14 protein-coding genes are annotated in these 14092 nt (G+C 58.7%); 10 read left to right on the top strand and 4 right to left on the bottom strand.

From position 1 onward, the window contains the following. Positions 1–77 precede the first annotated feature (77 nt). A complete protein-coding gene (locus tag LRS11_RS14855; RefSeq protein WP_260493700.1) occupies positions 78–800 on the top strand; it encodes a 1-acylglycerol-3-phosphate O-acyltransferase in 723 nt (240 codons plus the stop codon). Between the two features lie 126 nt (positions 801–926). Continuing rightward, complete coding sequence (locus tag LRS11_RS14850; protein WP_260493699.1) at positions 927–1898, top strand: magnesium and cobalt transport protein CorA; 972 nt, start codon at positions 927–929, stop codon at positions 1896–1898. 213 nt (positions 1899–2111) lie between these two features. On the opposite strand, the gene LRS11_RS14845 is transcribed toward LRS11_RS14850, so the two are convergent. Continuing rightward, positions 2112–2843, bottom strand: a complete 732-nt coding sequence (locus LRS11_RS14845; RefSeq protein WP_260493698.1) for an amidotransferase — start codon at positions 2841–2843, stop codon at positions 2112–2114. Positions 2844–3360: 517 nt separating this feature from the next. Here LRS11_RS14845 and ptrC point away from each other — a divergent pair. Further along, positions 3361–3570: a type III secretion system co-regulatory protein PtrC gene (gene ptrC / locus LRS11_RS14840; protein WP_260493697.1), complete on the top strand. Its 210-nt coding sequence runs from the start codon at positions 3361–3363 to the stop codon at positions 3568–3570. A gap of 167 nt (positions 3571–3737) precedes the next feature. Here the strand turns inward: ptrC and LRS11_RS14835 are convergent, their stop codons facing one another. The 3 genes from LRS11_RS14835 to LRS11_RS14825 all read right to left on the bottom strand — a co-directional run bounded on the left by LRS11_RS14835 (position 3738) and on the right by LRS11_RS14825 (position 8043). Then, positions 3738–4235, bottom strand: a complete 498-nt coding sequence (locus LRS11_RS14835; protein ID WP_260493696.1) for a hypothetical protein — start codon at positions 4233–4235, stop codon at positions 3738–3740. Between the two features lie 366 nt (positions 4236–4601). Beyond that, complete coding sequence (locus LRS11_RS14830; protein WP_260493695.1) at positions 4602–6746, bottom strand: 3-hydroxyacyl-CoA dehydrogenase NAD-binding domain-containing protein; 2145 nt, start codon at positions 6744–6746, stop codon at positions 4602–4604. 91 nt (positions 6747–6837) lie between these two features. After that, the gene (locus LRS11_RS14825; RefSeq protein ID WP_260493694.1) at positions 6838–8043 is read right to left on the bottom strand and encodes an acetyl-CoA C-acetyltransferase; all 1206 of its coding nucleotides are present in this window, start codon (positions 8041–8043) and stop codon (positions 6838–6840) included. A 626-nt stretch (positions 8044–8669) separates the two neighbouring features. Here LRS11_RS14825 and LRS11_RS14820 point away from each other — a divergent pair. The 7 genes from LRS11_RS14820 to LRS11_RS14790 all read left to right on the top strand — a co-directional run bounded on the left by LRS11_RS14820 (position 8670) and on the right by LRS11_RS14790 (position 14079). Continuing rightward, positions 8670–9050 (top strand): rhodanese-like domain-containing protein, encoded by a 381-nt coding sequence (locus LRS11_RS14820; RefSeq protein WP_260493693.1) that lies wholly within the window; start codon positions 8670–8672, stop codon positions 9048–9050. After that, a complete protein-coding gene (locus LRS11_RS14815) occupies positions 9035–9853 on the top strand; it encodes a cytochrome c (RefSeq protein ID WP_260493692.1) in 819 nt (272 codons plus the stop codon). The genes LRS11_RS14820 and LRS11_RS14815 overlap by 16 nt, the downstream gene beginning before the upstream one ends. A gap of 327 nt (positions 9854–10180) precedes the next feature. Continuing rightward, positions 10181–10558, top strand: a complete 378-nt coding sequence (locus tag LRS11_RS14810; RefSeq protein WP_260493691.1) for a hypothetical protein — start codon at positions 10181–10183, stop codon at positions 10556–10558. 82 nt (positions 10559–10640) lie between these two features. Beyond that, positions 10641–11081 carry a hypothetical protein gene (locus tag LRS11_RS14805; RefSeq protein WP_260493690.1) on the top strand — a complete coding sequence of 147 codons (441 nt, stop codon included), beginning with the start codon at positions 10641–10643 and terminating at the stop codon, positions 11079–11081. Between the two features lie 77 nt (positions 11082–11158). Next, positions 11159–11674, top strand: coding sequence for a hypothetical protein (locus LRS11_RS14800; RefSeq protein WP_260493689.1), 516 nt, complete (start codon positions 11159–11161; stop codon positions 11672–11674). Between the two features lie 897 nt (positions 11675–12571). Beyond that, positions 12572–13333, top strand: a complete 762-nt coding sequence (locus LRS11_RS14795; RefSeq protein ID WP_260493688.1) for a hypothetical protein — start codon at positions 12572–12574, stop codon at positions 13331–13333. A gap of 431 nt (positions 13334–13764) precedes the next feature. After that, complete coding sequence (locus LRS11_RS14790; RefSeq protein ID WP_260493687.1) at positions 13765–14079, top strand: DUF2834 domain-containing protein; 315 nt, start codon at positions 13765–13767, stop codon at positions 14077–14079. Positions 14080–14092: the final 13 nt, after the last annotated feature.

Raw genomic sequence — 14092 nt, 5'->3', positions numbered from 1 at the left:
TTCCATCCCGACTGTTTGCCGAAAGCAGTGCACGCCCGTACACTGCGCGCCTTTTTGTCTGCTTACAGGCCTACTCGATGCTTTTTCTCCCCCGCATGCTGCTGATGGGTCTGCACTTCATCATTGCCGGAACCCTGGGCCTGCTGCTCGGCCTGTGCCGCCCGTTCAACCCGGACAACAGCCGCCTGTGCGCGCGCCTGTATTCGCTGCCGGCCCTGTGCATGCTGCGTCTGCGGGTTAAAACCGAGGTGCAGAGCCTGTTCAGCCAGAAGCAATCCTGCGTGATCATTGCCAACCACCAGTCCAACTACGACCTCTACGTGCTCGGCCGCGTGGTGCCGCCGCGCACCGTGAGCATCGGCAAGAAGAGCCTGAAGTGGGTGCCGTTCTTCGGCCAACTCTACTGGCTGGCCGGCAATGTGCTGATCGACCGCGGCAATGCGCGCAAGGCCAAGGAAGCCATGCTCACCACCACCGAGACCCTGCAGCATCGCGATACCTCGATCTGGGTCTTCCCGGAAGGCACCCGCAACCTCGGCAACGGCCTGCTGCCCTTCAAGAAAGGCGCGTTCCAGATGGCCATTGCCGCCGGCGTACCGATCATTCCGGTGTGTGTCAGCAGCTACGCCAAGCGCATCAAGCTCAACAGCTGGGACAGCGGCCGCATCATGATCCGCTCGCTGCCTGCCATCCCCACCCTGGGCCTGACCCTGGACGACCTGCCGCAGCTGATGGAACGCTGCCAGACGCTGATGCGCGAGTGCATCGAGCAGCTCGACCAGCAGCTCGCCAAGGCCTGAGGCCAGCGGGGCCCGGCATAGCGCCGGGCTTCGCCATCAGGAGCTTCGCGGCTGAAGCCCCACACCCACGCTGCACCCGCCCCGACCATCGGTTAAGCTGCGCCATCGCACCGCAGAGGAACACCCATGGGCCAGATCGTTGCCGCCGCTGCCTATAGCAAAGGTCGGAAAGTCGCCGACTTCAATCTTGATGAAGGCAAGCAGTGGGCCACCCGCCCCGAGCATTTCGTCTGGATCGGCCTGCGCGACCCTGACAACGCGGAACTGCACAGCCTGCAACAGCAGTTCAACCTGCACGAGCTGGCCATGGAAGACGCCATCGCCCAGCACACCCGGCCCAAGCTGGAAACCTTCGGCGACGCGCTGTTCATGGTGCTCTACTCGCCGATCCGCGATGAGGGCCGCCTGCAGTTCGTGGAAACCCAACTGTTCGCCGGCAAGGGCTATGTGATCAGCGCCCGCTACGGTAACTCGGCGCCCTACTCCACAGTGCGCCAGCGCTGCGAAGCCAAGCCGCTGCTGCTCGAACACGGCGAAGACTTCGTGCTCTACGCCTTGCTCAGCTTCGTCATGGAGAACTACCGGCCACTGATGGACTGCATCCACGGCGAGCTGGAAAACATCGAACAGACCGTGCTGAGCCGCCCCCTGACCCAAGCCGACGTGGAGCGCATCCACGGCCTGCGCCGCGACCTGCTGCGCCTGCGCCGGCAGATCGCGCCGATGGTGGAGATCTGCCAGGAGCTGCAACAGCTCGACTTCCCCTTCATCGACAAGCACATGCGCCCGTATTTCCGCGACATCGCGATCCATGTCACGCGCCTGCTGGAGGACCTGACCGGGCTGCGCGAGATGGCCGACCATGCGATCGAGATCGGCCTGCTGCTGGAGTCTTCACGGCAGAGCGTGACCCAGCGCAAGTTCGCCGCCTGGGCGGCGATCCTGGCATTCCCCACGGCGGTGGCGGGGATCTACGGGATGAACTTCCAGAACATGCCGGAGCTGACCTGGCACTACGGCTACTTCGGCGTGCTTGGCATCATCGGCGTGGGCTGCGTCGGCCTGTTCGCCAACTTCAAGCGCATGGACTGGCTGTAAAACGTAGCCCGGACTGCAGCCGGGCTACAGGCTGATCGCCAGCAAGCTGGCTCCTACATGCCGTGCGCGCAGGCCTGACGTAGGGCGGGTGAAACCCGCGCAACCTTGCAGACAGACAACGTGGATCACGCTTCACCGATCCACAGATGGCGATCATTGGTGGATGAGCAGAGCATCATCCACCCCAGGGTGCGCCGTGCGACACCCCGAACCTCAGGCGTCCTGCAGACCACGCTTGCCGTGGGCGACAAAACGCATCATCCATTCGGCAACCATGTGCCCCTGGTGATCCTGCTCCAGGCTGGCGACTGCCTGCTGGTAGGTCGGCTCGCCGATGCACTTCTGGCGGATATCCAGCAGCGCCCGCGAGTAGTCATGGATGAACTCAGGGTGGCCCTGGAAGCACAGCACCTGATCATCGATGCAGTAGGCTGCAATCGGGCAGAACGGGCTGGAAGCAAGCAGCGTGGCCTTTTCCGGCAGCGCGGTGACCTGGTCCTGGTGGCTGATCAGCAAGGTCAGCTGCTCCAGCGCCGGGCTCATCCAGGCGGGTTGCTGCTTGACCTCGTAACGATGGATACCCACGCCCCAGCCCTGCTGCGCACGCTCGGTGTGGCCGCCGAACATCAGGGCCAGCAACTGGTGGCCGAAACACACGCCGAGCAGCTTGTCGCCACGCTGGTAGCGCTCTTGCAGGTAAACCTTGAGCGTCTGGATCCAAGGATCGCTGCCAAAGGAGTCGGCCTTGCTGCCGGTAATCAGGTACGCATCGTATTGCTCGGCATCGCTCGGGTAGTCGCCCTGCATGACGTTGTACACGCTGAACTGCGCCGGTATCGGCTGACGCTCGAACAGGCGCTCGAACATACGGCCGTAGCCCTGGTATTGCTCGATCAACTCGGGGCGAAGGACATCGGTTTCCAGAATGCAGATGCGCAGTGACATTAAGCGGATTACCTGACTCGACGGAGGGTTGGAAGAAGGCGCTAAGAACCTGTTTACGATCTTTTGGACTAGAGCCAGACAAGGCAAAAACAGCCGAGGAAGCGGAGTTTACGAGCTGTAAATGAGCATTCCGAGGCTGTTTTTAACGCCGTATGGCCGACGACCAGGAGATCGTAAACAGGTTCTAAGCCTGCATCGAAGTGCTCTGCAACGCAATATCCACGGGGCTGTCAGGCGCATCAGCCGACATCCGGCAACCATCACCGGCCTTGATAGTTACCATGCTCGCCATTCACTTCTGTCGATGGGGCGTCTCGTCAATGATGCAGGCGTCGGATTCAACCCATCACCCGTACAGGAGATACCCCATGAGCAGTTTCGCAGCCATCGCCAGCCTGATCGCGGCTTCCGCCTTCCACAGCCCCGCCGCCGCGCACAACCACCAGGCCCAACAGGCCGCCAACCGCAAGTAAGCCAAAGGGGCCGCTACCCGGCCCCGGCTAACGAGGACGTGACGATGACCATCAACGAAGCCTTCTCCAGCACCCGCACCTACGGCGTCACCTATGCCAGCCTCGACGACTCCGGCCTGCGCTTCGAGTCGGAAGCCACCGTGCACCTGGACGACGGCAGCCTGTTGACCCTGCGCATGCCTACCCGCCAGGACGAGAAGCTGGATATCCACGAAGTGGTGTGCATGCAAAACGGTTGGTGCCAGGCCGCCTGAAGCGCCTGAGCGCCCTGCACGGACTCAGAACCTGTTTACGATCTTCTGAATTAGAGCCAGGCAAGGCAAAAACGACCGAGGAAGCGCAGTTTACGAGCTGTAAATGAGCATTCCGAGGCCGTTTTTAACGCGGCATGGCCGCGAGTCAGGAGATCGTAAACAGGTTCTCAGAGCAGTTTCAGGCGCTTGAGCACTTCACGCACGCCGGTCATTTCTTCCGCCGTCGCATTGCCGCTGTCACCGCAGACGCTGTAGTCCAGACGCTGAGCCAGCGACAGTGGCTGCAGATCGCGCGAGCGCAAGGGCACGTAGATGTACTCGACGACGCCGACCTTGAGGGTGCTGCGCTCGATCTTCTCCTGGTGACCAATGCGCATGCCACCAACGCGCACATCGATCTGATCACAGCCCAGGTAACGCGGCTTATCGTCGCCACGCATCAGCACCAGGGTCAGCTGCACTTCGCGGCTTTGCGGATCGCTCATACCGAAGAAATTCAGGGTAACGCGCTGCGCGACAGCCTCCTGGACGAAGCTCACCACCCGGGCACCGCTCTGCGGGTCGTCCTGGTCGTTGATCTTGCCCTCGGCATGGGCTGCCGAAAACGCCAACCCGGCCAGCCAGGCCACGCCCAGCATCCCTGCTCGCCTGCAACGGCGCTTCATGGCGTGCTCCATACCTACCCCCACAGCTCGCAAGCCGGTTCAATGCATTTGTCGCCCAGCCTACAGGGAAAGCCGGAGCTGGCGCAGCCTTAGGCAAGTGGTATGAGCAAATAGCCTCGTGGCTGTAGCCGCGAAGGCTTCCCGCAGCTTGGGTTGGGCAGGCCACTCCGCCCCTCTCCCTAACCCTCTCCCACAAGCGGGAGAGGGGACTGTCCGTGTTGCCAGAAAGTCATTATCCCGTTGCCTGGCCGCTGCATTATTCGCAAGAAAAAACGCCGCTTTCCAGAAGGAGGAAGGCGGCGTTCAGTGAACAGCATTACCCGCAGGGGCCGGTTTCTCAGGGCATTGCCAACTCGTCGGGCAAACTCAGAACTGCTCGCCCGTGGCCGCCTTCTCCAGCAGCAGCGCCGGCGGCAGGAAGCGCTCGCCATACTGTTCGGCCAGGTACTGGGCGCGAGCGACGAAGTCCTTGATGCCGTACTGGTTGATGAACTGCAGCGCCCCGCCGGTCCAGGCGGCGAAGCCGATGCCGAAGATCGAGCCGATGTTGGCGTCGGCCACCGACTTCAGTACACCCTCCTCCACACAACGCACGGTCTCGATGGCCTGGATAAACAGGATGCGATCACGCACATCTTCCTGGGATATCTGCGCGTCGGCCTTCTCGAAGCGCGCCTTGAGCTGTGGCCACAGGTGCTTCTTGCCGCCCTCCGGGTAGTCGTAGAAACCGCCACCGGCCGCTTTGCCCGGGCGTTTGTACTCCTTGAGCATCAGCTCGATGACGTTGAACGCCGGGTGCTGCGGGATCTGCTTGCCCTCGGCGACCAGGTCGGCGACGGTCTGCTGGCGGATGTGCTCCATCAGGCTCATCGACACTTCGTCGCTGATCGCCAGCGGGCCCACCGGCATGCCGGCCTTGCGCGCCTCGTTCTCGATCATCGCCGCGCTCACGCCCTCGCCGAGCATGGCGATGCCTTCGTTGGTGAAGGTGCCGAACACCCGCGAGGTGAAGAAGCCGCGGCTGTCCTCGACCACGATCGGGGTCTTCTTGATCTGCAGCACGTAGTCGAAGCCACGGGCCAGGGTCTCGTCGCTGGTCTTGGCGCCACGGATGATCTCCACCAGCGGCATCTTGTCGACCGGACTGAAGAAGTGCAGGCCGATGAACTTGTCCTGCTTCTGCACCGCCGTGGCCAGGCCGGTGATCGGCAGGGTCGAAGTGTTGGAGGCGATCACCGCATCGCTCAGCGCGGCACTCTCGGCGGCGGCGGTGACCTTGGCCTTCAGATTGCGATCCTCGAACACCGCCTCGATGATCAGGTCGCAGCCGTCGAAGTCGGCGTCGCTGACGGTCGGCTTGATCCGCGCCAGGAAGGCGTCGCGCTTGTCGGCCGTCATCTGGCCGCGGCTGACCTTCTTGTCCAGCAGTTTGGCCGAGTAGGCCTTGCCCTTCTCCGCCGCCTCGATGGACACGTCTTTCAACACCACGTCGATGCCGGCGGCCGCCGACACATAGGCGATGCCGGCGCCCATCATGCCGGCGCCGAGCACGCCGACTTTCTTGGTCACGTACTGCGGGATACCCTGCGGGCGCGAGCTGCCGGCGTTGATCTCGTTGAGCTGGAACCAGAAGGTGCCAATCATGTTTTTCGCCACCTGGCCGGTGGTCAGCTCGGTGAAGTAGCGCGCCTCGATGATCTGCGCGGTGTCGAAGTCGACCTGGGCGCCCTCGACGGCGGCGCACATGATTTTCTCCGGTGCCGGGAAGCAGCCCTTGGTCTTGTCACGCAGCACGCTCGGCGCGATGGCCAGCATCTGCGCCACGGCCGGGGTGCTCGGCGTACCACCGGGGATCTTGTAGCCCTTGACGTCCCACGGCTGCACGGCGCTCGGGTTGGCGGCGATCCAGGCACGGGCCTTGGCCAGCATCTCGTCCGCAGTGGCGGCGATATCGTGGATCAGGCCGGCCTTGAGCGCGGCGTCCGGGCGCACCTTCTTGCCTTCGGCCAGATACGGCAGCGCTTTTTCCAGGCCGAGCAGGCGCACCATGCGCACCACGCCGCCACCGCCCGGCAACAGGCCGAGGGTCACTTCCGGCAGGCCCAGCTGCACGCTGGAGTTGTCCAGGGCGATGCGGTGGTGGCAAGCCAGGCAGATTTCCCAGCCGCCGCCCAGCGCGGCGCCGTTGATCGCGGCCACCACCGGCTTGCCCAGGGTCTCCAGGCGGCGCAGCTGGCCCTTGATGCCCAGCACCATCTGGTAGAAGGCAGGGGCGTCGGCCTTGGTGACCTGGATCAGCTCGCCCAGGTCGCCGCCAGCGAAGAAGGTCTTCTTCGCCGAAGTAACGATCACCCCGGCGATGGAGTCCTTCTCGGCCTCCAGGCGCGCGACGGTCTGGCCCATGGCCTCGCGGTACACCGCATTCATGGTGTTGGCGCTCTGGCCGGGCATGTCGATGGTCAGGACGACGATATTGTCCTGGCCTTTTTCGTAACGGATGGCGTCAGTCATGGCTTTCTCTCTCGAATTCGGTTGGCCGCAAACCCTGTAGGAGCGAGCTTGCTCGCGATCGCCAGCGAGCTGGCTCCTACAAAAAGCCGGCTCAAATGCGCTCAATGATGGTGGCGATACCCATGCCGCCGCCGACACACAGCGTGGCCAGGCCGTAGCGCAGGTCGCGCTTCTCCAGCTCGTCGAGCAGGGTGCCGAGGATGGCGCAGCCGGTGGCACCCAGCGGGTGGCCCATGGCGATGGAGCCGCCGTTGACGTTGACCTTGTCCTCACTCACACCCATGTCCTTCATGAACTTCATCACCACCGAGGCGAAGGCTTCGTTGACCTCGAACAGGTCGATGTCCTCGACGGACAATCCAGCCTTGGCCAGAGCCTTGCGCGTAGCCGGCGCCGGGCCGGTGAGCATGATGGTCGGGTCGGTACTGGTCACCGCCGTGGCGACGATGCGCGCACGCGGCTTGAGGCCCAGCTCCTTGCCCTTGGCCGGGCTGCCGATCAGCATCAGCGCGGCGCCGTCGACTATCCCTGAGCTGTTGCCCGGCGTATGCACGTGGGTGATCTGCTCGACATGGCTGTAGACGCGCAGCGCGGTGGCGTCGAAGCCCATCTGGCCCATCATCTCGAAGCTCGGCTTGAGCTTGCCCAGGCCTTCCAGCGTGCTGTCGCCGCGAATGAATTCGTCGTGGTCGAGGATGACGATGCCGTTCTGGTCAGACACCGGAATCAGCGACTTGGCGAACGAGCCGTCCTTGCTGGCGCGCGCGGCTTTTTGCTGCGAGCGCAGGGCGAAACTGTCGACATCGCTGCGGCTAAAGCCTTCCAGGGTGGCGATCAGGTCGGCGCCAATGCCCTGCGGGGTGAAGTGGGTCTGCATGTTGGTTTCCGGGTCCATCACCCAGGCGCCGCCGTCGGAGCCCATCGGCACGCGCGACATGGACTCCACGCCGCCGACCACCACCAGGTCCTCGAAGCCCGAGCGCACCTTCATCGCGCCCATGTTCACCGCTTCCAGGCCCGAGGCGCAGAAACGGTTGAGCTGCACGCCGGAGACGCTGACGTCCCAGTCGGCGACCATCGCGGCGGTCTTGGCGATGTCGGCGCCCTGATCGCCCACCGGGGTCACGCAGCCCAGCACCACATCATCGACCTGGCGGGTATCCAGACCATTGCGCGCCTGCAACGCGCGCAGCAGGCCCGCCACCAGGCTGACCGGCTTGACGCTGTACAGCGCGCCGTCCTTCTTGCCCTTGCCGCGCGGGGTGCGCACGGCGTCGAAAATCAGTGCTTCAGTCATGACGTCCTCGGTAACTGGCAGCGGCAAAAGCCGGGTTGCCTAACCATAGCCCCACGCGGGCCGGACTCAATGACCGATGAGCTCAGGGCCATTGACCGTTCGGCTCAGACGGGCGGTCAGCAAAACCGGCCAAACCACCCGCGCTGCAGCAAGCGCTCTGGCGCCTGGCCTGCGCATCGATTGTTTAGCCGATGCAATAACTACAGGGTTTTGCCTATGCCGTGCTAGGAGCCAAGTCGTCTAAGCTCCACGTGACGCGGGCCCTAGAGTTACCAAGGCAAGGTGCCGCCGCCGGGTTTTGCCGGGGTGGTTTATGGTCTGAGCCAAGGTGTTGTGCCCGTGTCTACCAGCCACTGGTTGCTGACAAAAGCCGATACACCAACAAGAAGAAAGGCAGTAGCAACATGTTCAAACAAGCCAAGTACCGGCAGGCGACGCTGATCGTCCTGGCCACCACCGTTATCCTGATCCTGCCCAACGTGACTCGTCTGGTCAGCTGATTATTCTTCCCTGCCGTGGCCTGATGCCGTAGCTGCTCAGGCCCGGCACACCTCTACTTTCCAGCCTGCGTCTGCGCCAGCGACTGTGCTAGCGTGGTACTTCATTGCACCTGCGAGGTGAACCTCATGCGCCACCTATTGCTGAGCCTTGCCCTGATCCTGCCGATTGCCCAGGCCGGAGAAGTCGACCAGAGCGCCGCCTTGCGCACCCTTATCCTGCCGGACACGATACTGATCGATGTACGCAGTGCCGATGAGTTCGCCAGCGGCTCTCTGCCCGGTGCTCAGCTGATCCCCCACGACCAGATTGGCACTCGCATCGCGGCGGTGGTGCCGGACAAGAACACCCCCGTCGTGCTGTATTGCCGAAGCGGCCGACGCTCATCGCAGGCCCAGGACGAACTGCGCGCACTGGGTTACACGCAAGTGATGAATGCCGGCGGCTATGAACAATTCAAACTGGCAACCACTCCTCGGGATAAGGAAGCGGCATGCATCGACTGCTGAACGCACTCTCCAGCCTGGCATTACTGGCCGCCCTGCACGTTACAACTGCGCATGCAGCCGAACTGCACATAGAACTGCCTAGCGGAACGCGCACCTGGGATAGCAGCAGCCTGCTCAGCCACCCCCAGACCGAAACCATCAGCATCACCGCCGACGTGGCCTACAAGCGCGATATGCAGTACCGCGCCATCCCCCTGGCGGTACTGCTGGAGGGCGTAGCCCCTGGCGACCACTTGCAAGCCGTCGCCCTAGACGGTTTTGCTGCCGAACTGCCAGCCGCGCCAGTGCTGGCGATCCAAGGCGCGCGCGCCTGGCTGGCCATCGAAGACCCACAACAACCTTGGCCTGCACTGGCCAAAGGCAAACCCAGCGCAGGCCCGTTCTACCTGGTCTGGCAGAACCCCGAGGCCGCGCAGATCGGGCCGGAACAGTGGCCGTTCCAGGTTTCCCGCATCCGCCTGCTGGCAGCAGTCGCCAAACGCTTCCCGACCCTGCTCCCCGCAGCGGATGCCGGTGCCGACGTGCAGGCCGGTTTCGCCCAGTTCCAGAAAAACTGCCTGGCCTGCCACCGCCTCAACGACGCCGGCGACTCGCAGTTCGGCCCCGACCTGAACCTCCCGCACAACCCGATCGAATACTTCAGCGGCGACTTTCTGCGGCAGTACATCCGCAACCCGCAAAGCCTGCGGCGCTGGCCCCAAGGGCGGATGCCGGCATTCAGCGAAAGCGTTATCAGCGACAGCCAGCTCGAGCAACTGATTGGCTACCTGCGCCACATGTCCACGCGAAAAACCGAACACTAGGAAGAGCAGCCCAACACCTGCTCAGGCTTTACCCGCCACACGACAGGCGCTAGCGTGACAAAAGCAACAACGGGAATCGACAGAGGCCAGGAATGCCCAAACCCGCCACAACTCGCCTTATCCATCTGAAAGATCGGGCCTACAGCTGTCCTGCGGTTTACAGCAGAAAGCCACTGTCGCTCATTACCCGCCACCCTGTCGTATTGGGTCTAGTTGGGAAAGAAAAATCAGAGCGCTACAAAATAGACAAGAACTTTACCCGACGCCCTGCCGGATGTTATGCGACAACGATGTCGCCTAATTGTAGTTAGAAGGCTTCTGGAAATTATGTGGCTGCATCCAATAGCGCTTACCATCACTACTGCACTAGCTCTTTTCGGCAGCCTGCATATTGCATCAAACACAATCCAATATATTCCAGCCGCATTTTCAAACGCAGAACAAATAAACAGCCTGGCAGGACCTTCAATAATTGTTTTATCCAAGATTCTACCAGGATTTCTGCTGGGCTGGCTTACCAAGCGCCAGCCTCTAGCTTATGGTGTAATTGCAGGTGCTATCGGCGAACTTCTTTATATGAGTTCACTTAGTGTTAGCTACGAGCCTTTCTCAAAGACCGGGCGCATGCTAGAGGCAGGAATTATTGTTTCCATCTCAGCTCTAGCAATGTACAAATCGCGAAAGAGGTCAACGCCCTCTAACTAGTGGTTCAAGTCGCTCGCTTCGCTCACTCGGGACCGGCTAAAGCCGGCCCCTTAACCAAACGTTATAAGTCTGACTAGAAATCATGCCAAGCAAAAAATCATTCAACATTCACTTTGAACTTGGTGTGTTTTTAGTTTTTGTCTGTATTTCAATCTTCGCTTACACAGCGCTTGTCACTTCCACAGAAGTTTCTGCAAGCTCGGAAATAATTGACACAAGAAATTGCTACACAAAAAACAGTGCATTTCGTTCAGCCAAACGAATTTGTACTAATTACAAATTTAGATTTACTTATGAGGGAAAAATCTATATCGGCTGGTCAGAGTTAGTCAGGCTTGAAACTGAGACGATTCCATACGACAAGGTTTACTTTTCAAGTATGCGACCACAAGCCACTGCCTCCTTGCGTTCGATGGCCGATCGAGGCAATGGTCTAATTGCTATAGCACTGTCAGCCCTCGCTCTTTCTGCATATTTCTTCTATAAACAATCTGCTAGAAAGTCAGATGGGGACGACTCATAACAATGCGCTCAAAGCGCTCACTCCGTTCGCTGGGACCGGCGAAGCCGGCCCCTTAGCTTAATCGTTAGGAGTCACGATTGGCCAAGATTGCGCCCTACAAAATCATTGGAAGTTTACTTTTCCTGTACTCACTACACGTACAAGCAGATTGGGGTATTAACGGTATCGCCGCAGAGTGCTTAGACTCTGGAGAACTCTTTGAGCTATCGCCTATCGTGGAGCTGTCCTCTCCCGCTGCAGGCGAGGTCAAGCTGAAGCAAGGATTTAGGCGTCTAAACAAGAACAGGAACGAGCTTTATTGTCACGTGGGCCAGCATTTAGTCAAAGCGTCTATTCGCGTTTACAGTTCAGATAGCGGCGCATGCATGGGAGCTGGTTACGTGTCGATTGATAGCCTTAGCGTTGGCCCAAACTTAATAATTAAGCATCCCACAGCCTTCAACTGGGATTGTCCTGGCGAGCAAATACTTGTAGGGCTGCGTATTACCCAGCAAGGCACCAAAGTTCACGTAGAGTCCTGCTCGGCAAAGTCTTGGGGCTGGGACACAGGCTTTCAAAATATTAGCTGCACATCAAAGGAGCTCAAGCAATGATGCTAGTGCCTTCTAACAATGCGCTCAAAGCGCTCACTTCGTTCGCTGGGACCGGCGAAGCCGGCCCCTTAGCTTAATCGCTAGGTGCTATATGAAAAATATCCTCCTTACTTCAACTCTTCTTCTGTGTGCAGCTTGCTCGTATGACTTTGAGCTTCCAGCTGAAGATTTGACTCTTACGATTACAAAAAAAGGAATCACAGTTAGCTCCTGCACAATAGCACTCAACTCCAAACAATATAAAATATTATCTAATTATTTTTCTTCCACGACTAATTGGACGTCTGCGCCCGCAACGTATCTTCCTGACAAGCTTGTAACTGGCAGTGGGTTTAAAGCTAATTTTTCAAGCAACATAGCCATCATTAATGGCACTCATAAAAACACCATAAGCCCCGTTATATACGATGACTTAACATGCAATTAGTCACACCTAACAAACGACTCAAACCGACCCCCACTGCGTTGCTCATTTTGTGCTTTTTCGCTACGCCCGCACAAAACAATAAACTCCATTTCGGCGGCTTAGCCGGGCGCTAGAGCAATCAAACCATGAGAATACCAACCCTGAGCCTCGCAGTATTCTTAATACTTAGCGCACTCGTATCATATTTCCTTGAAGCCAGCTTTGCAGTTGCTCCAGGAGTTGTGACTGTCGCATATCTAATCGGGCAAATCCTGAATTCCGGATCGACACCTTTTACTGACTGCTGCATCAATGCAACCATCCTGATCTCAGTGCTAGCAGCACTCTTCATTGCAAGTTACTTCTTTCCAATTATCAATGAGACAGGGCTTTACAATGTGCAAAAGCTCTAAAAATTGGTTCAAAGTCGTTCACTTCGCTCACTCGGGACCGGCTAAAGCGGCCCCTCAACCAAACGTTAAGCATTAAAGATGAATATGCTCGAAGATCAGAAAATCTTAGAAGAAGAATTCAAAGGCGACTCTGACAGGGCTGCCGCCATAGTTGGCGCGTCCTATCTTGACGAACTTCTTAGAGAAATTATTCTTGAGTATTTGGTCGAAGACACCACAAAGAATAACAAAGAGCTTTTTTCTGGGAACGGCCCTTTAAGCACTTTTAGCTCCAGAATAAACTTATCGTATAGATTTGGAATAATCTCGGAGAATGAGAGGAAGATGCTACACGGCATTCGAGGAGTTAGAAACGAATTTGCTCACAAGCTTGCTGGTGCGTCATTTAGTGATGAGAGCATAAGACAAAGATCTCTGAACCTTTCGATTCCTCGAGAAATGTTGATGCCCAGCCATATACCTATCCCTCGAACGCATGAGGAAAATGTGCCATTACCAACCATTACAAAGGCGGACGAGAGTGATCCCCGTGCGATATATCAAGAAGCAGTGACTCATGTCGCACGCTTACTCCGCGGACGGCAGGCTTACTGTTCGCAAAATAAGCTCAGCGAGGTGGAGAACTATAGTAGGGCAACTGCTCCGGGACGAGAAACTCTAAGAACCCATGAGGCCTTGCTAAAAAGATATGAGTCATTGCTCGAACAGGCAAAGAAACATGGAATAAAAATAGCCCCAGAAGATACAGACGCACAACATCGGCAAGATGCGCTGTACAGAGCTCACAAGTACTGCCTCGACCAAGCAGATAGAGCTCACTCCGAGAAAAACTATGCTTAACCATGTGCTGCTAGGGACTTACCTACGCTTCGGTAAGCCCTAGAGCAAGACGTTAGGCGCCAGTCACTATCGATATCGGTGCCAACATGGGGATTGCGTCAGCTAGTCACAACTTCAAACTTACTTCCGACGCATTGCGCGACCGGCTGGCATCCAATCTGCAGCTTCTTAGCCCCCACCCACCGCACCCGTGTTCTTCCACTGCAATGCTGCACCCGCTTGTAGCGGTGAGCACGCAACAGCAGAGCACTGCAACCAACCAGAATATCTCCGGCACATTTGTCACGCGGATCTACGAGGCAAGTTTTGAACACTGTGCGGGCATGGCGCAATTCGGTTAACCGATCACCGACAATAAGGCCTTGCTAACTGGTTGCTAGATCCATTCCAATGGCCGGACTCGCCAATAGCGGCAAAGCCAAGGACGGATCATGAAGAAAATCGCACTGCCCCTGCTCACGCTGATCGCCTTTTCGGCCTACACGCTGTTCGTCATGGCGCATGCTGAGCAATCACTTATCCAGTTCGGGTTGCAGTTGCTGTCTCGCCTGGATACGGCGCAGGTGGTGATCGATCTTTATATTCTCGCCGCGCTGGCCTGCGTGTGGATGTACCGGGACAACCAATCACGCAAACTGCCGCTGCGGGCCGTATTGCCGTATATGGTGCTGACCGCCGTGTTCGTTTCGGTAGGGCCTTTGCTTTATCTGGTAGTGCGCGGTTTTTCTCCCAAACCGAAACCGTAGAATCCTAGAAGCG

The organism is Pseudomonas sp. J452, from assembly GCF_024666525.1.
GTDB lineage: Bacteria > Pseudomonadota > Gammaproteobacteria > Pseudomonadales > Pseudomonadaceae > Aquipseudomonas.
This window is presented reverse-complemented; position numbering and strand designations above follow the sequence as displayed.